The sequence below is a fragment of the Georgenia wangjunii genome, from assembly GCF_036421975.1.
Lineage (GTDB): Bacteria > Actinomycetota > Actinomycetes > Actinomycetales > Actinomycetaceae > Georgenia_A > Georgenia_A wangjunii.
The window spans coordinates 90305-109271 of the sequence record NZ_JAZGON010000007.1; the positions used below are offsets into that span (position 1 = coordinate 90305).

Genomic DNA, 18967 nt, shown 5'->3' on the forward strand with positions numbered 1-18967 from the left:
TCGCAGGCAACGAGGAGGCAGTCATGGCACAGGAGCAGCAGCGCAGGGTCCGGCGCGAGGACGAGGAGCCGACCGCGCCGCCGGCACCGCTGCCCGGAGCGGCCGCGGCCCAGGGGCGCGAGCACGACGTCGACGCCCTCCTCGCCGACATCGACAGCGTCCTGGAGACGAACGCGGAGAGCTTCGTGCGCGGGTTCGTGCAGAAGGGCGGGCAGTGAGGCCCGCGCGGCGCATCGTCGGCATCGAGACCGAGTACGGCATCACCGTCTCCCCGAGCGAGGGTCACGCCCGGGTCAGCGCCGACGAGGCGGCGCGCTACCTCTTCCGCAAGGTCGTCGAGTGGGGCCGCTCCTCGAACGTCTTCCTGCGCAACGGCGCCCGGCTCTACCTCGACGTCGGCTCCCACCCGGAGTACGCGACGGCCGAGTGCGACGACGTGCGCGAGGTCGTCATCCAGGACCGCGCCGGCGAGCGGATCCTCACCGAGCTCGCCGAGGAGGCGACGGAACGGCTCGCCGCCGACGGCCAGGGCGGCACCGTCCACCTCCTCAAGAACAACGTCGACTCCGCGGGCAACTCCTTCGGCTGCCACGAGAACTACCTCCTGCGCCGCCGCGGGGACTTCCAGCGCACGGTCGCCGAGCTCGTGCCGTTCTTCGTCACCCGGCAGATCCTCACCGGGGCGGGCGCGGTGCGGACGACGCCGGGCGGCACGTCGTACTGCTTCTCCACGCGCGCCGAGCACCTGTGGGAGGCGATGAGCTCGGCGACGACGCGCTCCCGCCCCATCATCAACTCCCGTGACGAGCCGCACGCCGACGCCGACCTCTACCGGCGCCTCCACGTCATCGCCGGCGACTCCTCCGTGGCGGAGACGACGACGCTGCTCAAGCTCGGCATGACCGACCTTCTTCTCGGCCTCCTCGAGTCCGGCGCCCATGCCGAGGACCTCCTCCTCGCCGACCCGATGCGCTCCATCCGCGACGTCTCCCGCGACCTCACGGCGACGACGCCGCTCGAGCTCGCCTCCGGGCGGCGCATGAGCGCGCTCGAGATGCAGGAGTCCTACCTCGAGCGCGTCCAGGCCTACGTCGCCGACCTCGACCTCGACGCCACGCAGGAGAGGGTGCTCGAGCTGTGGGAGCGCGGGCTGCGCGCCCTGCGCACCGGCGACCACACGCTCATCGACACCGAGCTCGACTGGGCCGTCAAGAAGCGCCTGCTCGACCGGTACCGCGACGCGCACGGCCTCGGTCTCCACGACCCCCGCGTGAGCCGCCTCGTCCTCGCCTATCACGACATCTCGCCCACGCACGGGCTCGCGACGACGATGGCCGAGCGCGGGCTCCTCGCCCGGGTGGCGACCCCCGAGGAGGTGACGGCGGCCGTCACGGTGCCGCCGCAGACGACCCGCGCCAAGCTCCGCGGGGACTTCGTCGCCGCCGCCCAGGACCGGCGCCGCGACCACACGGTCGACTGGGTCCACCTCAAGCTCAACGACGCCTCGCAGCGGACCGTGCTGTGCAAGGACCCGTTCGCCAGCGCGGACGAGCGGGTCGACCGGCTCATCGCAGCGATGGGCGACTGACGCCGGATGCGTAGAGTGCGAGACGTGCGTGCAACATTCACCCTCCTCATCGGCGCCCTGGCGCTCACGCTCGGACTCGTCGCCTGCGCCCCGGCCGACGAGGGGTCGGCCCCCGAGGAGACGCTGCCCCCCGTGACCGTCTCCGGCGAGTTCGGCCGGGCTCCCGTCGTCTCCTTCGAGGCCCCGCTCCCGCTCGAGGAGGCCGAGGTCGAGACGATCATCGAGGGCGAGGGCCGCGAGCTCGCGGCCGACGAGCCGGCGCTCCTCGCGCTCACCGCCTTCGACGGCACCGACGGCGAGGTGCTCGCCGACCGCGGCGCCGGGGAGGCGCGCACCCTCCTGCTCACCCCCGAGGACGTCGGCGAGGACCTCTACCCGGTCCTGCTCGGCGCGCGGGAGGCGAGCCGCCTCCTCCTCACCCAGCCCGTCAGCGCCGACGGGAGCGAGCGGATGCTCGTGCTCGTCATCGACGTCCTCAACACCCGCGCCGCAGGGGAGCCCGTCGAGCCGCGCGAGGACCTGCCCACCGTCGAGCTCGACGCCACGGGTGCCCCCACCATCGCGATCCCCGACGCCGACCCGCCGCCCACCCTCGAGGTGGCCACCCTCATCCGTGGGACCGGGCCGCAGGTACGCCCCGGCCAGGACGTCACCGTGCAGTACCACGCCGTCGCCTGGCCCGGCGGAGAGGTCTACGACTCCACGTGGGCGGACGGCAAGGTGCCGCGCACGATCCCCATCGCCGAGACGTTCCCCGGGCTGCGGGACGGGCTCGTCGACCAGGCCGTCGGCTCGCAGGTGCTCCTCGTCGTCCCGCCCGCGCTCGCGGCCGGCACGCAGACCCTCGTGCTCGTCGTCGACATCCTCGCGACGTCCGGCGAGGACGGCGAGGTCGTCGTCCCGAGCCCGGCCCGGACGGACTGAGCGAACGCCAGCCGCCTGAGCCGGCCGCCTGAGCCGATCGCATGCGCGCCGCCGCCACGGCGGCGCTGCGCGTGGTGGCGCCGGACGGCTGGCGCACCGGAGCGCGCCGTCGAGGCGTCCCGGGGCGCACGGGGCCACGGACCGGGGCCGCGTAGCTGAGGCCGTGCGGCCGGGCGCGCGCTGCTGAGGCGTGCCGGGGCGCACGGGGCCGCGGACCGGGCCGCGTAGCTGAGGCCGTGCGGCCGGGCGCGCGCTGCTGAGGTGTGCCGGGACGCACGAGGCGCGGACCGGGGCCGGGGACCGGAGGCCTGCGGCCGGGTCAGGTCGGGACGACGAGATCGGCCGCGGTGCGGGCGTCGCGCTCGGCGAGGAGCTCCTCCTCCTGGCGCGCCCACGTCTCCCAGTGGGCGGACCAGTCGTACCCGTCCCGCCCGCCAACCCGCCGGCGACGCAGGTCCGCGGGGGCCTCCACCCACACGAGGGCGTCGAGGTAGGGCGCGCAGGGCGCCGCCCCGGCCCCGCAGCCCTCGAGGACGAGGAGCGGTGGCACGGGCACGACGACCTCCTCGCCGAGGACGCCCGCGTGCCAGTCGTAACGGCGGTAGCGGCCGGGCTCGCCGCGGCGCAGGGGCGCGAGCACGCCGTCGGCGACCGCCTCGACCCCGGCGCGCAGCCCGTCCCAGCCGCGGTAGGCGTCCTCGAGCGCGAGGACGCGCGCCTGCGGGACGGCTCGGACGAGCGCGGCGGCGAGGTCGGTCTTGCCCGCACCCGAGCGGCCGTCGATCCCGAGGACGAGAGGCCGCCCGCCGTCGTCGGGGAGGGACCGGAGCAGCGCCAGGACGCGCTCGACGGTCTCCACCCGCCGCACGTTACCCGCCGCGCCGGCGCCCCGGTGGTCCCGTGCACCTCCGGTCCCGCTGTTCCGGCGCCCCGGTGGTCCCGCCGCTCGGGCGCGCGGGCCGTAGCGCAGCTCGGGCGGGCCGGCGGTCCGCCGCTCCGTGCGCCGGGGGCCGCCGCTTCGTGCGCCTCGACACGCTCCGTGCCTGTGGTCTACCAGGGGCACAGAGCGTGTCGAGGCGCACGGCTGGTCGCAGGCCCGAGGGGACGGGGCGGCGCCCGCCGCAGCCCCAGCGGGACGGGGCGGCGCCCGCCGGCGCCCGAGGTGCGGACCGGGCAGCGGCCGCCGGGGGGCAGGCGTGACGATGAGATCATCGGACGGACGCATGAACGAGAGGCGGTCTGAGATGAGCGTGGCCGTACGGGTCATCCCGTGCCTGGACGTCGACGGCGGGCGCGTGGTCAAGGGCGTGAAGTTCGCCGACCTCCGCGACGCGGGCGACCCCGTCGAGCTCGCGCGCCGCTACGACGCCGAGGGCGCCGACGAGATCACGTTCCTCGACGTCTCGGCCTCGACGGACGGCCGCGCGACGACGCTCGACGTCGTCGCCCGCACCGCCGAGCAGGTCTTCGTCCCCCTCACCGTCGGTGGCGGGGTGCGCTCCGTGGCCGACGTCGACACGCTCCTGCGCGCCGGTGCGGACAAGGTCGGCGTCAACACCGCGGCCGTCGCCCGGCCCGAGCTCATCGACGAGATCACCCAGCGCTTCGGCAACCAGGTGCTCGTCCTCTCGGTCGACGCCCGGCGCACCCTCCCGGGCACCAAGACGCCCTCGGGCTACGAGGTGACGACGCACGGCGGGCGCCGCGGCACGGGCATCGATGCCGTCGCGTGGGCCGTCCAGGCCGCCGAGCGCGGGGTCGGGGAGATCCTCCTCAACTCCATCGACGCCGACGGCACGACGAGCGGCTTCGACCTCGCGATGCTCGCCGACGTCCGGCGCGAGGTCCGCGTCCCGCTCATCGCCTCCGGCGGCGCGGGGGAGCCGGCCCACTTCACCCAGGCGGCGCAGGCGGGGGCGAACGCCGTCCTCGCGGCGAGCGTCTTCCACTTCGGCACGCTGACGATCGGTGAGGTCAAGGCGGACATGCGCGCCGCCGGCATCCCGGTGCGCTGAGCGGGCCGCGCGTCATCCGGCCGCGCGCCGGCGCCCCCGGGTGTGGCACGGTGTGACCTCGTCGGCGAGGAGAGGGAGGACCCCGTGTCCTGGAGCGAGGCAGAACGCCTGGAGGTCGTCGAGACCTTCCGCGAGGTGGGCCCGGACGCCCCGACGCTGTGCGAGGGGTGGCGCTCGCGGCACCTGCTCGCCCACCTCGTCCTGCGCGAGCAGCGCCCGTGGGCCATGGTCGTCGACGGCGCCTCCCGCCGGGAGCCCGGCCAGGAGCCGGTCCTCGGCGCCACCGCCGAGAGCGCCGCCACCCCCGAGGGGTACGCCGCGCTGCTCGAGCGGTTCGCCGCCGGGCCGGGGCGCCTCAGCCCCGTCGGCTGGATGGGCGACCGCGCCAACCTCGTCGAGTACGTCGTCCACCACGAGGACGTGCGGCGCGCCGGGGACACCCCGGCGGAGCCCCGCGTGCTCGAGGCGCCGGTCGTGCGCGAGGTGTGGCGCCACCTCACTCCCATGGCAAAGCTCGCCGCGCGGCGCAGCCCGGTCGGGGTCGTCCTCGTCGTGCCGGGTGGCCCCCGCGCCGTCGTGCGCCGGCGCCCCGACGCCGTCGCGCTCACCGGTGACCCGGTCGAGCTCGCCCTCTACCTCATGGGGCGCACCGAGGTGGCCGAGGTCGAGTTCGACGGCCTGCCCGACGTCGTCGAGCGCTTCCGCGCGACCTTCGAGGGCGACTCCGCCGCCTGAGCCGACCGGCACCCCGAGCACGGACCGGGGTCCGATCAGGGCGATACCCCATAGCCCGGGTGCCGCGCCCGGCGTTGGCTGGGACGGTGGACGACCTCCTTGCCCTCCTGCCCCAGTTCGGCCCCGGCCTGCTCCTCGTGGCCGGGCTCCTCGCCTTCGCCGAGTCGGCGCTCGGCGCCGGGATGCTCGTCCCGGGCGAGACGGTCGTCCTGCTCGTCGGCGCCGCGGCGGAGGGGCCGCAGCAGGTCCTGCTCGCGGGCGCCGTCGTCGCCGTCGGGGCGAGCGCCGGTGACCACGTCGGCTACCTCATCGGCCGCCGGCACGGGCACCGCCTGCGGACCTCCCGCCCGGTGCGCCGCGTCGGCACCGAGCACTGGGACCGTGCCATGGACGCGCTACGACGGCGCGGACCGTGGGCGGTCGTCGTCAGCCGCCTCCTGCCGGTCGTGCGGACGCTCGTGCCGGCCGCGGCCGGCGCCTCGGGGCTCGGGTACGGCCGGTTCCTCCCGGCCTCCGTGGTGGGGGCCTCGCTGTGGGCCGCGCTGTGGGTCGGCGCGGGTGCGGTCGCCGGGACGGCCCTGCCACGCGTCGCCGGGCTTCTCGGGACGGCCGGGTGGTGGGGTCTCGCCGCGGTCGGCGCCGGGGTCGCCGTCGCGGTCGTGCTCCGCCGCCGGCGCCGCTCGCACGCGCTCGTGCCCGCCGCGTGACCGCGCCCGCTGTGTGACGGCGCCCGCTGTGTGACTGCGCCCGCCGCGTGACCGCGCCCGCTGGTGCGGGCTCCCAGATGTGGCACCATCGATTGCCCGGTCCCGCCGGGCTCCCCTCACCACGAAGGAGCGCACCGCCGTGCCCGCTGCAGCCCCCGCCCGGCGGCGTCCTCGTCCCGAACCCGGCCCCGGCCCGCGCCCGTACACCCTGCCCGGGGGCACGTTGCGCCGCTCCGGCGCCCTCGTCGCCCGGGGGATGAAGGACTCGCCGCGCAGCTCGGCGCTCGCCGTCGTCAGCTCCGTCGTCTACGGCCTCGGCACGGTGGGCTCCGGCCTCCTCCTCGGCGAGGTCACCGACCGCGTCGTCACCCCCGCGCTCAGCGGCGAGGACGTCCCCGTCGCGCACATCTGGTGGGCCGCCGCGGGACTCTTCCTCGTCGGGCTCATCACCGCCGTCGCCGTCGCCGGGCGCCGCGTCTGGGCCGGCGCCGCCGTCTTCGAGATCCAGGCCGCCCACCGGCTGCGCGTCACCCGCCAGTACCTGCGCCTGCCCGTCAGTTGGCACCGCCGCCACCCCGCGGGCCGGCTCCTGTCCAACGCGAACGCGGACGCCGAGGCCGCCTCCGGCGTCTTCATGCCGCTGCCGTTCGCGCTGGGCGTCGCCGTCATGCTCGTCGTCGCCGCCACCGCCATGCTCGCCGCCGACGTCGTCATGGGGCTCGTCGGGGTGAGCGTCCTGCCGGTCGTCATCGTCGCCAACGCGATCTTCCGTCGGGCCATGGCGCCGCGCGTCGGTGCCTCGCAGCGGCTGCGCGCCGAGGTGGCCGACGTCGCCCACGAGTCCTTCGAGGCCGCCCTCCTCGTCAAGTCCCTCGGTACCGAGGACAGGGAGGAGCGGCGCTTCGACGAGGTGACCGAGCGGCTCCTCCACGCCAACGTCGCCATGGGCAAGGTCCGCTCGGTGTTCGACCCGATCATCGAGTTCCTGCCCTCGCTCGCCACGCTCGCGGTCATCGCCGTCGGCGCGTGGCAGGTGCAGCGCGGGGCCGCCGACACCGGCGACGTCGTCATGATCTCCTACCTCCTGACGATCATGACGTTCCCCGTGCGCGCGATCGGATTCGTCCTCGCTGAGCTGCCGCGCTCGCTCGTCGGGCACGAGCGCATCGCGCGGGTCGTCGACGCGACCGGGGCGATGCCCGAGGGGGACCGCACCCTCACCGGCACCGGCGGGCTCGACGTCCGCGTCGAGGGCGTCACGCTCGAGGTCCCGGCACGACTGGTGCCCGACGCCGACGAGGACGGCCCGCCCGCCGCCGCCGGCGAGCACCCCGGCACGGTGGCGCTCCTGCGGGACGTGTCGATGCGCCTGCCGGCCGGGCGCACCGTCGCCCTCGTCGGGCCGACGGGTGCGGGCAAGACGACCCTGACGAACGTCGTCGCACGACTCCTCGACCCGACGTCCGGGCGCGTGCTCCTCGACGGCGTCGACGCCCGGGAGCTCACGAGCGCGACCCGCACCGGCACCGTCGCGCTCGTCGGGCAGTCGACGTTCATCTTCGACGACACGATCCGCGGCAACATCGCGCTCGACGACGACGGCTCCATCGACGACGACGCCGTGTGGGAGGCGCTGACGACCGCCCGCGCCGCCGACTTCGTCCGCGCGCTGCCGGCCGGCCTCGACACGCGCGTGGGGGAGCGCGGGACGACCCTCTCGGGCGGTCAGCGCCAGCGCCTCGCCATCGCCCGCGCGCTCGTGCGCCGCCCGCGGCTGCTCATGCTCGACGACGCGACGAGCGCCGTCGACCCCGTCGTCGAGCAGCAGATCCTCGCCGGGCTGGGCGCGACGACGGGGGCGGGCGGCGCCGTCACCGTCCTCCTCGTCGCCTACCGGACGGCGACGATCGCCCTCGCCGACGAGGTGGTCCACCTCGACCGGGGGCGCGTCGTCGACGTCGGCACCCACGAGGAGCTCATGTCCCGGGACGCCGGTTACGTCGATCTCGCGACCGCGTACGCGCGGCGCACCGCCGAGCGGGACGCCGCCCGCGCCGAGGAGGCCGAGCAGCGATGAGCACCCAGATCTCCTCCGCGAGCGAGCTCGGGGTCATGGCCACCGTCCGGCGCGGGCTCCAGCTCTCGCCGGCCATGCTCGAGGGCATCGGCTGGACGCTCGTCCTCGCTCTCGTCGCCACCGCCGGGCGCGTCGTCGTGCCCGTCGCCATCCAGCTCGTCACCGACAACGCCATCCTCGCGCCGGGCGGGCCCGACGTCGCCGCCGTCGCGTGGACGGCGCTCGCGGGGGTCGGCGTCGTCGTCCTCGCGGGGATCGCCACCGGCGTCGTCAACCTCCGGCTGTTCCGCACGAGCGAGCGGGGCCTCGCCCAGCTCCGGGTGCGGACGTTCCGCCACGTCCACGACCTCTCGGTCCTCACCCAGTCCGCGGAGCGCAGCGGCTCGCTCGTCTCGCGGGTGACGAGTGACGTCGACACGATCTCCCGCTTCGTCCAGTTCGGCGGCCTCCAGCTCATCCTCAACGTCGGCCAGCTGCTCGTGGCCACCGTCGCGATGCTCGTGTACTCCCCGATCCTCACCGCCGTCGTGTGGGCGTGCTTCGCGCCGATGTTCGTCCTCGCACCGCGGGCGCAGCGGGTCATCAGCAGGGCCTACGGGCTCGTGCGCGAGCGCGTCGGCGCCATGCTCGGCGCGATCTCGGAGTCGGTCGTGGGCGCGGAGACGATCCGTGCGTACGGGGCGGCCGGACGGACGCAGCGGCGCGTCGACGCCTCCGTGCGCGAGCACCGCGACGCCGCCGTCAAGGCGCAGACGTTCACCGCCGTGGCGTTCTCCACCGGCATGCTGCTGTCCGGCGTCGCGCTGGCGGCGACCGTCGTCGTCGGCACGTTCCTCGGCCTCGACGGCCAGCTGACCGTGGGCCGGCTGCTGGCGTTCCTCTTCCTCGTCCAGATGTTCACCGGTCCCGTCCAGAACGCGACCGAGATGCTCAACGAGCTCCAGAACGCCGTCGCCGGGTGGCGGCGCGTCATCGCCGTCCTCGAGACGCCGCTCGACGTCACGGACCCCGACGTGCCCGCGGGCACGGACGGCACCGGCGAGACCCGCGCGAGCAACGCCGACGGCGGTGCGTGGGCGGGCGCTGGTGCGGCGGCGGGCACCGGGGCCGTGGCGACGGGCGCTGGTGCGGCGGCGGTCGCGGGACCGGCCGCGGGCGGGACCGTGCCGCGCGCCGACGACGCACGCCGGCGCTCCCCCCGGGCGGCGCGGGTCGACTTCGACGGCGTCCGGTTCGGCTACCCCTCCGGGCCGGAGGTGCTCCACGGCGTCGACCTGACGATCGAGGCCGGTACGTCGGTCGCCGTCGTCGGGGAGACGGGCTCGGGCAAGACGACGCTCGCCAAGCTCCTCGCGCGCCTCATGGACCCCACGGCCGGCCGAGTGCTGCTCGACGGCGTCGACCTGCGCGAGCTGCCCCTGGCGACGCTACGCAGCCGGGTGGTCATGGTGCCGCAGGAGGGTTTCCTCTTCGACGGCACGATCGCGGAGAACATGGCCTACGGGCGCGTGCCGCGCTCGGCCGACGACGTCTCCCGCGCCGTCGACGCCCTCGGGCTCGACGACTGGCTCGCCGGGCTCCCCGACGGGATCGGCACGCGCGTCGGGCAGCGCGGGGAGTCACTCTCCGCCGGCGAGCGCCAGCTCGTCGCCATCGCCCGCGCCTACCTCGCCGATGCCGACCTCCTCGTCCTCGACGAGGCGACCTCGGCGGTGGACCCGTCGACGGAGACCCGCATCGCCGGCGCGCTCGAGCAGCTCGCCGCCGGGCGCACGTCCGTGGCGATCGCGCACCGGCTCTCGACGGCGGAGGCGGCGGACCTCGTCGTCGTCGTCGACGCCGGGCACGTCGTCGAGGTCGGCCCGCACGCCGAGCTCGTCGGCCGCGGCGGGGTCTACGCCCGGATGCACGAGAGCTGGGTCAGCCAGACGCGCTAGCACTCGGGCGCGCGCGGTACCGGGTCGGCGCTGACCCGGGTCGAGCGGTCGCTCAGAGACGCTCGATGCGGGGGCTGTTGAGCGGGACGCGACGGGCGTCGCCGTTGCCGAAGTCGACGATGATCGACGCGTCGCCGTCGAGGGCGACGACCTTGCCGAGGCCGTGACGGTCGTGCGAGATGTGCGCTCCGACCGGGATCGGCTCGGCCGGGGGCACCTGGCGCCCAGCGTTGAACGGACTGTTGGGCAGGTACGGGCGGGAGCCTGCGGGTCTGGTGGCCATACCCCCATCATGCGCCCCCTGGGCAAGCGTTGGAACCCCGGGGCGTTCGGCGGTCGCCACGGACGGCGGTCCGCAGCGAGGCGGGAACCGGGTTTTCGTAGGCGGCGCATGACGATTCTCACTGTGTGCGCGCCGGCGGCCCGCGGGCACGGACGGGCCCCCGGCAGGCCGGCGCGCCCGAGCACCGTCAGGCCGTAGGGCGGACCACCCAGACGTCGCGGATCGCCACGCCGGCGTCCTTGATGAGGTTGACGAGCGGGCAGCGCCGCAGGACACGTGCCTTGAGCTCGTCGAGCTCGGCCTCGGGAACGTCGGTCGTCAGCGCGAGGGTGAGGGTGAGCTCCTGGAAGTGCGGCGAGACGTCGGCGGTGCCGGCGAAGCCGCGCAGGTCGATCGTGCCCGTCGCGTGCGTCTCCAGCGCGTCGAAGGTGCAGCGCCCGCCACGTCCGGACGGCGACCGAGACCGCCCCCCACCGGCGTCCCACACCGCGGGACGAGTCGTCCCGCCGGTGCCGCGAGAGGGCCGAAGGGACTACCGCCGACCGCGCGCCGGGCCGGGTCTGGCAAGATCGGCGCGTGGCCGACGCAACCGTTCCGAGCAGCTCCCTCGACCCGGCGATCGCCGCACGGCTCCGGCGCGACGCGCACGGGCTCGTGTGCGCCGTCGTCCAGGAGGACCGGACCAAGGACGTCCTCATGGTCGGTTGGATGGACGACGAGGCTCTCTCCCGCACCCTGACGACCGGGCGCGTGACGTTCTGGTCCCGCTCGCGCCAGGAGTACTGGCGCAAGGGCGACACGTCCGGGCACACCCAGCACGTCCGCTCGGTCGAGCTCGACTGCGACGGCGACGCCGTCCTCGTGCGGGTGCACCAGGTCGGCGCCGCGTGCCACACCGGCACGCGCACGTGCTTCGAGGCCGGCGGGGACCTCGGCGCCGTCGTCGGGGACAAGCCGGAGGAGGTCCTGTGAGCCCGCAGCCGCCCATGTGGGGCGAGACGTGGCCGAGCCTGCCCGAGTTCCGCGCCTCCGCGGCCGACCGACGGGTCGTCCCCGTCGTGCGCCGGCTCCTCGCCGACGACGTCACGCCCGTCGGCCTGTACCGCCAGCTCGCGGGGGGCCGCCCGGGCACGTTCATCCTCGAGTCCGCCGAGCACGGCGCGTGGGCGCGGTGGTCCTTCGTCGGCGTCCACTCGCGCGCGACGCTCGTCTCCCGCGGCGGGCGTGCGCGCTGGACCGGCGACGTCCCCGTGGGGATCCCGCGCGAGGGCGCGGTGCTCGACGTCCTCGAGCGGACCCTCGCCGCCCTCCACACCCCGGCGCTGCCCGGGCTCCCGCCGCTCACCGGCGGCCTCGTCGGTGCTCTCGGGTGGGACGTCCTGCGCCAGTGGGAGCCGCGCCTGCGGGCCAACGCCCCCGCCGAGCTCGACGCCCCGGAGGTCGCCCTGTGCCTCGCGAGCGACCTCGCCGCCGTCGACCACGCCGACGGCTCCGTGTGGCTCATCGCCAACGCCATCAACTTCGACGACACCGACGAGCGCGTCGACGACGCCTACGCCGACGCCGTGGCCCGCCTCGACGCGATGGAGGCCACGCTCCTCGCGCCGTCCCGCTCGCACGCCGCCGTCCAGGTGGCCGGCGCTGCCGAGGCCGAGCTGCGCTTCCGGACCTCGCAGGAGGACTTCGAGAACGGCGTCCGCGCCGCGAAGGCGGCCATCCGCGACGGCGAGGTGTTCCAGCTCGTCCTGTCCCAGCGCCTCGACATCGACTGCCCCGCGGAGCCGCTCGACGTCTACCGCGTCCTGCGGACGATCAACCCGAGCCCGTACATGTACTACCTCCAGCTGCCCGACGCGGACACCGACGGCGACCGCGGGACGTTCGCCGTCGTCGGCTCGAGCCCGGAGACCCTCGTCAAGGCCGACGCCGGCACGGTCGTGACGTTCCCCATCGCCGGGTCCCGCCCGCGGGGTGCCACCCCGGAGGAGGACCGCACCCTCGCCGAGGAGCTGCTCGCGGACCCCAAGGAGCGCTCGGAGCACATCATGCTCGTCGACCTCGCGCGCAACGACCTCGTCAAGGTCTGCGACCCCGAGACCGTCGAGGTCATCGAGCTCATGGAGATCAAGCGCTTCAGCCACATCATGCACATCTCCTCGACGGTGACCGGCCGGCTGCGCGAGGGCGCCAGCGCCCTCGACTGCCTCGTCGCGACCTTCCCGGCCGGCACGCTGTCCGGGGCTCCCAAGCCCCGCGCGATCGAGCTCATCGACGACCTCGAGCCGGCGCGCCGGGGGATCTACGGCGGGACGGTCGGGTACTTCGACTTCGCCGGGAACGCGGACATGGCCATCGCCATCCGCACGGCGTTCATCCGCGACGGCGTCGCGAGCGTCCAGGCGGGCGGCGGCATCGTCGCCGACTCCGTGCCGACGCTCGAGTACGAGGAGTCGCGGAACAAGGCCGCCGCCGCCGTCCGGGCGGTCCAGCGCGCCGCGAACCTCCGGCCCGCCGGGGGAGACGAGGGCGGGGCCGTGGCGGTCGACGCCGCGGCCGAGGCAGCGAGGGGCCAGGCCGGGGGAGACCCGGCGTGAACGTGCCTCGCGGGCGGCTCGTCCTGGCGGTGCTCGTCCTCGGGGGCGCCGGCTTCGCCCTGTCCGCGACGACGTGGCTGCGGGCCACCGTCCCGACGGTCCTCGAGCTCGTCGACATCACCGTCCCCGGCACGGACGCGGTCCCGGCCGTCAGCGCCGCGTCGCTCGCCGTCCTCGCGGCCGCCCTCGCCGTCGCCATCGGGGGGCGCGCGGCCGCCACCCTCGGCGGCCTCGCCCTCGTCGGCATCGGCGCGCTCGTCGTCGTCTCCGCGGTCGGCTTCATCGCCGACCCGGACCCGGTCGCGCTGAGCACGGCGGCCGAGGTGAGCGGCGTGCGGCAGGTCACCGGCGAGGTGACGGTGACCCTCGCGCCGTACGCGGCGGCCGTCGTCGGCGCGCTCGTCGCGGCCGCGGGCATCGTCGTCGCCGTCGCCGCGCGCTCGTGGCGCGCGGGCGGCCGTCGCTTCGAGCGCGCCGGGGCGCCGGCCGGGGTCACGGCTCCCGCGGCCGGCTCGCGCGCCACGCCCCCCGGCGACGACGGCGATCGCCCGCTCGTGCCCGGGGCCGGCGCCGACCGGGGTGCACCGGCCGCCGGTGCACGTCCGGGCGTGCCCGACGAGGGCGCCGGCACGGGCGGGTCCGACGACGACGCCGGCTTCGGCAGGTCCGCCGACGGCGCTCGCCCCGTCGGTCCCGGCGCGGCACCCGCCGCCGCGCCGGCGCCCGGATCGGCGGCCACCGGCGAGACGCCGGACGCACCGGGGAGCGCGCGGCTGCGCGCCATGGACGACTGGGACGCGCTCGGACGCGGCGAGGACCCTTCCGCCTCTGACGCCCGATAGGCTGCCCCCAGCATCCACGAGGCGTCGGCGAAAGAGACGGACATGGCTGAGCAGGGCACGAACCGCACGTACGAGCTCCCCACGGGCTCTCCCGCCGGCAACCACGGGAAGACGACCGCCTCCTGGGCGCTCGTGTGGGGCGTCTGCCTCGGCCTCGTCGTCGTCGGCCTCGGCCTCATGATGTGGGAGATGTGGGTCGTCGCTGCCGGCTCCGCCGTCGTCGTCATCGCCCTCGTCGCGAGCCTCGTCATGCGGGGGATGGGGATGGGCCAGCCCACCCAGTCCGGCGGACGCCGCAGCGGCTCTGACGACTGGTACGCCTGAACCACCACGTGCGCCGGGTGACCGGCGCGAGTCTGGAGTGACCATGCCGAAGAGCACCGACGGCGACGCCCCCACCTCCGCGCCCTCCTACGGCGCCGAGCAGGCGCGCGCGGGGCGTGAGGCCGGGATGGTCGCCCGCTACGACGACGAGCAGGTGGACCGCTCGACCGAGAAGAACAAGCTCGGCACGTGGGCCCTCATCCTCGGCATCGCCTCGATCGTCCTGCTCGTGTTCCCGCCGATCATCGCGCTCACCCTCGGCACCATGGTGTGCATCGCGAGCATCGTCCTCGGGATCAAGGGCGTACGGGCGGCGAGCGCGGGGCTCTCCACCACCCGGGCGCAGGCGTTCTGCGGGCTCCTCCTCGGCGGGGTCGCACTCGTCCTCTACGTCGCCGCCATCTGGGGCGCCGTCCTCGTCCAGACGGGCGCGATCGACCTGACCGAGCTCGGCTGAGGCCACGCCGCCCGGACGGGCGGCCACCGGTCCGTTCGGCGACGCTGCCGGACCTGGGTCGGCCCGCCAGCCGGACGGCGGTCCGGTGCTCTGCCTCACGCCCGTACGATGACCGTGTCAGGCAGCGAGGGGAGCATGGTGTGACGGTCCTTGAAGAGATCATCGCCGGTGTCCGTGAGGACCTGGCCGTTCGCGAGGAGCACGTGCCGCTGGCCGAGCTCAAGGAGCGGGTGGCCCGCGGGACCCAGGCCAAGGACGCCGTCTCCGCGCTCCGTGGCGGGGCCGACGCCGTGACCATCATCGCCGAGGTCAAGCGCTCGAGCCCGAGCAAGGGCGCCCTGGCCGACATCGCCGACCCCGCCGGTCTGGCGAGCGACTACGAGGCCGGTGGCGCGAGCGCCATCAGCGTCCTCACCGAGCGCCGGCGCTTCGGCGGCAGCCTCGAGGACCTCACGGCGGTGCGCGCCGCCGTCGACGTCCCGGTCCTGCGCAAGGACTTCATCGTCACGCCCTACCAGGTGTGGGAGGCCCGGGCGCACGGCGCGGACCTCGTCCTGCTCATCGTCGCGGCGCTCGAGCAGACGGTCCTCACCTCGCTCGTCGAGCGTGTGCACTCCCTGGGCATGACCGCCCTCGTCGAGGTGCACGACCGTGAGGAGGCCAAGCGCGCCGTCGACGCCGGCGCCCGCATCATCGGCGTCAACGCCCGCAACCTCCACACCCTCGCCGTCGACCGGAACGTCTTCGCCGACGTCGTCGGCGTCATCCCGTCCGGCGTCCTCAAGGTCGCCGAGTCCGGCGTGCGCGGCCCGCACGACGTCCTCGACTACGCCCGGGCCGGCGCCGACGTCGTCCTCGTCGGCGAGGCCCTCGTCACGCAGGGGAACCCGCGCCGGGCCGTCGCCGACATGGCCGCGGCGGGGTCGCACCCGGCGCTGCGCGCGGTCCGCCCGTGAGCGGGGCGCTCGCCGGGGCGGAGGGACCCTACTTCGGGGAGTTCGGCGGGCGGTTCGTGCCCGAGGCGCTCGTCGCCGCGCTCGACGACCTCACCGCGGCGTGGGAGACCCTCAAGGCAGACCCGGCGTTCCAGGCTGAGCTCGACGAGCTCCACCGCACGTACACGGGGCGCCCGAGCATCATCACGGAGGTGCCGCGCTTCGCCGCGCACGCCGGGGGAGCGCGCGTCATCCTCAAGCGGGAGGACCTCAACCACACCGGGTCCCACAAGATCAACAACGTGCTCGGCCAGGTGCTCCTCACCCGCGCCGTCGGCAAGAAGCGCGTCATCGCCGAGACCGGCGCGGGCCAGCACGGCGTCGCGACGGCGACGGCGGCCGCGCTCCTCGGGCTCGAGTGCACCGTCTACATGGGCGCGGAGGACGTGCGCCGCCAGGCCCTCAACGTCGCGCGGATGCGCCTCCTCGGAGCCGAGGTCATCCCGGTCGAGACCGGGTCGCGCACGCTCAAGGACGCCATCAACGAGGCGTTCCGCGACTGGGTCGCCAACGTCGAGACGACGAACTACCTCTTCGGCACCGCCGCCGGCCCGCACCCGTTCCCGGCGCTCGTCCGCGACCTGCAGAAGATCATCGGCGAGGAGGCGCGCGCCCAGGTGCTCGACCTCACGGGGGCACTGCCCGACGTCGTCTGCGCCTGCGTGGGCGGCGGCTCCAACGCCATCGGCATCTTCAACGCCTTCCTCGACGACGAGGGCGTCCGGCTCATCGGCCTCGAGGCCGGCGGCGACGGAGTCGACACGGGCCGGCACGCCTCCTCCATCACGGGCGGGGAGCCCGGCGTCCTCCACGGCGCGCGTTCCTTCCTCCTCCAGGACGAGGACGGCCAGACCCGCGAGTCGCACTCGATCTCCGCCGGGCTCGACTACCCGGGCGTCGGTCCGGAGCACTCGTGGCTCGCGAGCATCGGACGCGCCGAGTACTGGTCGGTCACCGACGCCGAGGCCATGGACGCGTTCCGTCTCCTGTGCCGGACCGAGGGCATCATCCCCGCCATCGAGAGCGCGCACGCCCTCGCCGGCGCCCTGCGCCTCGGCCGCGAGGCCAAGGAGGCGGGCGAGCCCGCGCCGACGATCCTCGTCAACCTCTCGGGGCGCGGGGACAAGGACGTCGAGACCGCGGCGGCCTGGTTCGAGCTCCTCGACGCCGACGAGCACGACGTCGACGTCCCCGAGGCCTCCCCGAGCCCGGAGGACGACGCGAAGACCGGCTCCGTCGACGGCGCCGACTACAGCGCCACGGGAAGCGTGGAGAAGTGAGCAGCATGACGACGAACAGCGGGACGCCCGCCGCCGGGCCCACCGCGGGCACGCGAACGACGGCCGCGGCGATCGACGACGCGCGCGCCCGCGGAGGCGCCGCCCTCGTCGGGTACCTCCCCGTCGGGTTCCCCGGCCTCGAGACCTCGGTCCAGGCGGCGCGCACGATCGTCGAGGCGGGCGTCGACATCGTCGAGCTCGGGCTGCCCTACTCCGACCCGGGCATGGACGGCCCGGTCATCCAGGCCGCGGCCCAGGCCGCCCTCGACGGGGGCACGCGCACGACCGACGTGCTCCGCGCCGTCGAGCGGGTCGCCGAGACCGGCGCCGCCGTCGTCATCATGACCTACTGGAACCCCGTGCACCGCTACGGGGTCGACCGCTTCGCGCGCGACCTCGCGTCGGCGGGCGGCGCCGGGCTCATCACCCCCGACCTCATCCCGGACGAGGCGGGGGAGTGGATCGCCGCCTCCGAGGCCCACGGCCTCGAGCGGATCTTCCTCGTCGCCCCCAGCTCGACGCCGGAGCGGCTCGCCATGACCGCCGCGCAGACCCGCGGCTTCGTCTACGCCGCCTCGACGATGGGCGTGACCGGCGTGCGCGCGAGCGTCGACGACCACGCGCGCGACCTTGTCGCCCGTACGCGGGAGGCCGGGGCGGAGCGCGTGTGCGTCGGGCTCGGTGTCTCGACGCGCGAGCAGGCCGCCGAGATCGCCGAGTACTCCGACGGGGTCATCGTCGGCTCCGCGCTCGTCCGCACGCTCCAGCGCGCCGACGGCGACACGACGGCCGCGCTGCGCGACCTCGGCTCTCTCGCCGCCGAGCTGGCCGCCGGGACGCACGGCGCCTGACGGCACGGGCACCGCGCCTGACGGCGGCGCCGCGTCGGACTGGCCGCCGGGCGCACCGCGCCGGCCGTTACGCTTCGGAGCATGCTGAGCGTCGCCTTCTCCATCCCCAGCCCCGCCGAGTCGGTGTGGTACCTGGGCCCCCTGCCGATCCGCGCGTACGCGATCGCCATCGGTATCGGCATCCTGGCGGCGTGGTGGATCCTCGACCGCCGCTACCGCGCGAAGGGCGGACCGGAGGAGACGGCGCTCGACGTCGCGATCTGGATGGTGCCGTTCGGCATCATCGGCGGGCGGATCTACCACGTCCTCTCCTCCCCGGACGCGTACTTCGGCCCGAACGGGGACCCGAGCCGCGTCATCGAGGTGTGGAACGGCGGCCTCGGGATCTGGGGCGCGATCCCGCTCGGCGGCCTCGGTGCGTGGATCGCGCTGCGTCGCCGCGGCCTGCGCCTCGCTCCCTTCGCCGACGCCCTCGCCCCGGGCCTGCTCGTCGCCCAGGGGATCGGGCGCATCGGCAACTACTTCAACCAGGAGCTCTACGGTGCGCCGACGACGCTGCCGTGGGGCCTCGAGATCGACGACCGGTACCTGCGCCCGGGCTACGAGTCCGGAACCCTGTTCCACCCGACGTTCCTCTACGAGCTCCTGTGGAACTTCGCCGCGGCGGCCGTCCTCATCTGGGCCGCCCGCCGGTTCAACCTCCGGCACGGCCGCGTCTTCTGGCTCTACGTCATGCTCTACACGACCGGCCGCGTGTGGATCGAGTACCTCCGCATCGACGAGGCCGAGCTCGTGCTCGGGCTGCGCCTCAACGTGTGGACGTCGATCATCGTCTTCCTCCTCGCCCTGTCGATCTTCGTCCGCATCGGCCGCAGCACCCGCGACGTCCCGGAGACCGTGTGGCTCCCGGGCCGCGAGCCCGAGGCGGGCGCCGACGGCGAGGGCACAACCGCCGGCGTCGACGGCACGACGTCGGCCGACGACGTCGTGGCGTCGACAGCGGACGGCGACACAACCACGACGGCGACCGCCGATGAGGACCCCAGCGCCCCCGCCGACGAGCCGGTCGGCTCGTCGAGCGACCGCGGCGAGACCGCAGCCGGCGGCGACCGCTAGGTCTCACGGCGGCCGGCGCAGGGCCGCGGTGTGCCGCTCCGCGATCCCCCCACCCAAGGCGTTGACGGCGCACCGGGCGGGGCACGACGCTTGAGATCTGGGTCACGCCGGCCTTCGGTGTCGCAGCGACGTGGGCGGCGACGTCCCGCCATACCGGCGTCCACTCTCTGTGGCGGCGATGTCCAGAAAGTAAGACAGGGTCACCACTCGGGGGCAGTCGAGCAACCAGCGGGTACAGAGGG

20 protein-coding genes are annotated in these 18967 nt (G+C 75.2%); 17 read left to right on the forward strand and 3 right to left on the reverse strand.

What is annotated here, in order from left to right; translation table 11 throughout:
• Window positions 1–23: 23 nt before the first annotated feature.
• Genes V2J63_RS11550 through V2J63_RS11560 form a run of 3 tightly spaced genes read left to right on the forward strand, consistent with a single transcriptional unit; the run spans window position 24 to window position 2512 of the window.
• Window positions 24–218, forward strand: coding sequence for a ubiquitin-like protein Pup (locus V2J63_RS11550; protein ID WP_331231190.1), 195 nt, complete (start codon window positions 24–26; stop codon window positions 216–218).
• Complete coding sequence (pafA, locus tag V2J63_RS11555; protein ID WP_331231191.1) at window positions 215–1588, forward strand: Pup--protein ligase; 1374 nt, start codon at window positions 215–217, stop codon at window positions 1586–1588. The genes V2J63_RS11550 and pafA overlap by 4 nt, the downstream gene beginning before the upstream one ends.
• A gap of 24 nt (window positions 1589–1612) precedes the next feature.
• Entirely contained in the window at window positions 1613–2512 is a 900-nt protein-coding gene (locus V2J63_RS11560; protein WP_331231192.1) for an FKBP-type peptidyl-prolyl cis-trans isomerase, read from the forward strand.
• A 319-nt stretch (window positions 2513–2831) separates the two neighbouring features.
• Here V2J63_RS11560 and V2J63_RS11565 read toward each other — a convergent pair whose 3' ends face one another.
• A complete protein-coding gene (locus tag V2J63_RS11565) occupies window positions 2832–3371 on the reverse strand; it encodes a nucleoside/nucleotide kinase family protein (protein ID WP_331231193.1) in 540 nt (179 codons plus the stop codon).
• A 385-nt stretch (window positions 3372–3756) separates the two neighbouring features.
• Between V2J63_RS11565 and hisF the strand changes: the two genes are divergently transcribed.
• From hisF to V2J63_RS11590, 5 genes are all read left to right on the forward strand, one after another.
• Complete coding sequence (hisF, locus tag V2J63_RS11570) at window positions 3757–4527, forward strand: imidazole glycerol phosphate synthase subunit HisF (protein ID WP_331231194.1); 771 nt, start codon at window positions 3757–3759, stop codon at window positions 4525–4527.
• Between the two features lie 84 nt (window positions 4528–4611).
• A complete protein-coding gene (locus V2J63_RS11575; protein ID WP_331231195.1) occupies window positions 4612–5262 on the forward strand; it encodes a TIGR03085 family metal-binding protein in 651 nt (216 codons plus the stop codon).
• A gap of 86 nt (window positions 5263–5348) precedes the next feature.
• A complete protein-coding gene (locus tag V2J63_RS11580; RefSeq protein WP_331231196.1) occupies window positions 5349–5969 on the forward strand; it encodes a DedA family protein in 621 nt (206 codons plus the stop codon).
• A 139-nt stretch (window positions 5970–6108) separates the two neighbouring features.
• Entirely contained in the window at window positions 6109–8046 is a 1938-nt protein-coding gene (locus V2J63_RS11585; protein ID WP_331231197.1) for an ABC transporter ATP-binding protein, read from the forward strand.
• The gene (locus V2J63_RS11590; RefSeq protein WP_331231198.1) at window positions 8043–9983 is read left to right on the forward strand and encodes an ABC transporter ATP-binding protein; all 1941 of its coding nucleotides are present in this window, start codon (window positions 8043–8045) and stop codon (window positions 9981–9983) included. Before V2J63_RS11585 ends, V2J63_RS11590 begins: the two co-directional genes overlap by 4 nt.
• A 52-nt stretch (window positions 9984–10035) precedes the next feature.
• Here the strand turns inward: V2J63_RS11590 and V2J63_RS11595 are convergent, their stop codons facing one another.
• Both V2J63_RS11595 and V2J63_RS11600 read right to left on the reverse strand, forming a co-directional pair.
• Entirely contained in the window at window positions 10036–10266 is a 231-nt protein-coding gene (locus V2J63_RS11595) for a hypothetical protein (protein WP_331231199.1), read from the reverse strand.
• 187 nt (window positions 10267–10453) lie between these two features.
• A complete protein-coding gene (locus V2J63_RS11600; RefSeq protein ID WP_331231200.1) occupies window positions 10454–10753 on the reverse strand; it encodes a hypothetical protein in 300 nt (99 codons plus the stop codon).
• An 89-nt stretch (window positions 10754–10842) separates the two neighbouring features.
• On the opposite strand from V2J63_RS11600, the gene hisI reads away from it, so the two are divergent.
• From hisI to lgt, 9 genes are all read left to right on the forward strand, one after another.
• Window positions 10843–11238 (forward strand): phosphoribosyl-AMP cyclohydrolase, encoded by a 396-nt coding sequence (hisI, locus tag V2J63_RS11605; RefSeq protein WP_331231201.1) that lies wholly within the window; start codon window positions 10843–10845, stop codon window positions 11236–11238.
• 14 nt (window positions 11239–11252) lie between these two features.
• Window positions 11253–12860, forward strand: a complete 1608-nt coding sequence (locus V2J63_RS11610) for an anthranilate synthase component I (RefSeq protein WP_331231265.1) — start codon at window positions 11253–11255, stop codon at window positions 12858–12860.
• The gene (locus tag V2J63_RS11615) at window positions 12857–13702 is read left to right on the forward strand and encodes a Trp biosynthesis-associated membrane protein (RefSeq protein ID WP_331231202.1); all 846 of its coding nucleotides are present in this window, start codon (window positions 12857–12859) and stop codon (window positions 13700–13702) included. The genes V2J63_RS11610 and V2J63_RS11615 overlap by 4 nt, the downstream gene beginning before the upstream one ends.
• A 42-nt stretch (window positions 13703–13744) precedes the next feature.
• Complete coding sequence (locus V2J63_RS11620; RefSeq protein WP_331231203.1) at window positions 13745–14026, forward strand: HGxxPAAW family protein; 282 nt, start codon at window positions 13745–13747, stop codon at window positions 14024–14026.
• Between the two features lie 43 nt (window positions 14027–14069).
• Entirely contained in the window at window positions 14070–14483 is a 414-nt protein-coding gene (locus V2J63_RS11625) for a hypothetical protein (protein ID WP_331231204.1), read from the forward strand.
• A gap of 140 nt (window positions 14484–14623) precedes the next feature.
• Entirely contained in the window at window positions 14624–15439 is an 816-nt protein-coding gene (gene trpC / locus V2J63_RS11630) for an indole-3-glycerol phosphate synthase TrpC (RefSeq protein ID WP_331231205.1), read from the forward strand.
• Entirely contained in the window at window positions 15436–16758 is a 1323-nt protein-coding gene (trpB, locus tag V2J63_RS11635) for a tryptophan synthase subunit beta (RefSeq protein ID WP_331231206.1), read from the forward strand. Before trpC ends, trpB begins: the two co-directional genes overlap by 4 nt.
• 5 nt (window positions 16759–16763) lie before the next feature.
• Window positions 16764–17609, forward strand: coding sequence for a tryptophan synthase subunit alpha (trpA, locus tag V2J63_RS11640; protein WP_331231207.1), 846 nt, complete (start codon window positions 16764–16766; stop codon window positions 17607–17609).
• A gap of 81 nt (window positions 17610–17690) precedes the next feature.
• Window positions 17691–18725, forward strand: a complete 1035-nt coding sequence (lgt, locus tag V2J63_RS11645) for a prolipoprotein diacylglyceryl transferase (RefSeq protein WP_331231208.1) — start codon at window positions 17691–17693, stop codon at window positions 18723–18725.
• Window positions 18726–18967: the final 242 nt, after the last annotated feature.

Excerpts from the sequence above, each read along its gene's own strand:
- hisF (WP_331231194.1), top strand. The coding sequence starts at position 3,757 with ATGAGCGTGGCCGTACGGGTCATCCCGTGCCTGGACGTCGACGGCGGG.
- V2J63_RS11625 (WP_331231204.1), top strand. The coding sequence starts at position 14,070 with ATGCCGAAGAGCACCGACGGCGACGCCCCCACCTCCGCGCCCTCCTAC.
- V2J63_RS11610 (WP_331231265.1), top strand. The coding sequence starts at position 11,253 with ATGTGGGGCGAGACGTGGCCGAGCCTGCCCGAGTTCCGCGCCTCCGCG.
- trpA (WP_331231207.1), top strand. The coding sequence starts at position 16,764 with ATGACGACGAACAGCGGGACGCCCGCCGCCGGGCCCACCGCGGGCACG.
- V2J63_RS11590 (WP_331231198.1), top strand. The coding sequence starts at position 8,043 with ATGAGCACCCAGATCTCCTCCGCGAGCGAGCTCGGGGTCATGGCCACC.
- V2J63_RS11595 (WP_331231199.1), bottom strand. The coding sequence starts at position 10,266 with ATGGCCACCAGACCCGCAGGCTCCCGCCCGTACCTGCCCAACAGTCCG.
- lgt (WP_331231208.1), top strand. The coding sequence starts at position 17,691 with ATGCTGAGCGTCGCCTTCTCCATCCCCAGCCCCGCCGAGTCGGTGTGG.
- V2J63_RS11550 (WP_331231190.1), top strand. The coding sequence starts at position 24 with ATGGCACAGGAGCAGCAGCGCAGGGTCCGGCGCGAGGACGAGGAGCCG.
- V2J63_RS11620 (WP_331231203.1), top strand. The coding sequence starts at position 13,745 with ATGGCTGAGCAGGGCACGAACCGCACGTACGAGCTCCCCACGGGCTCT.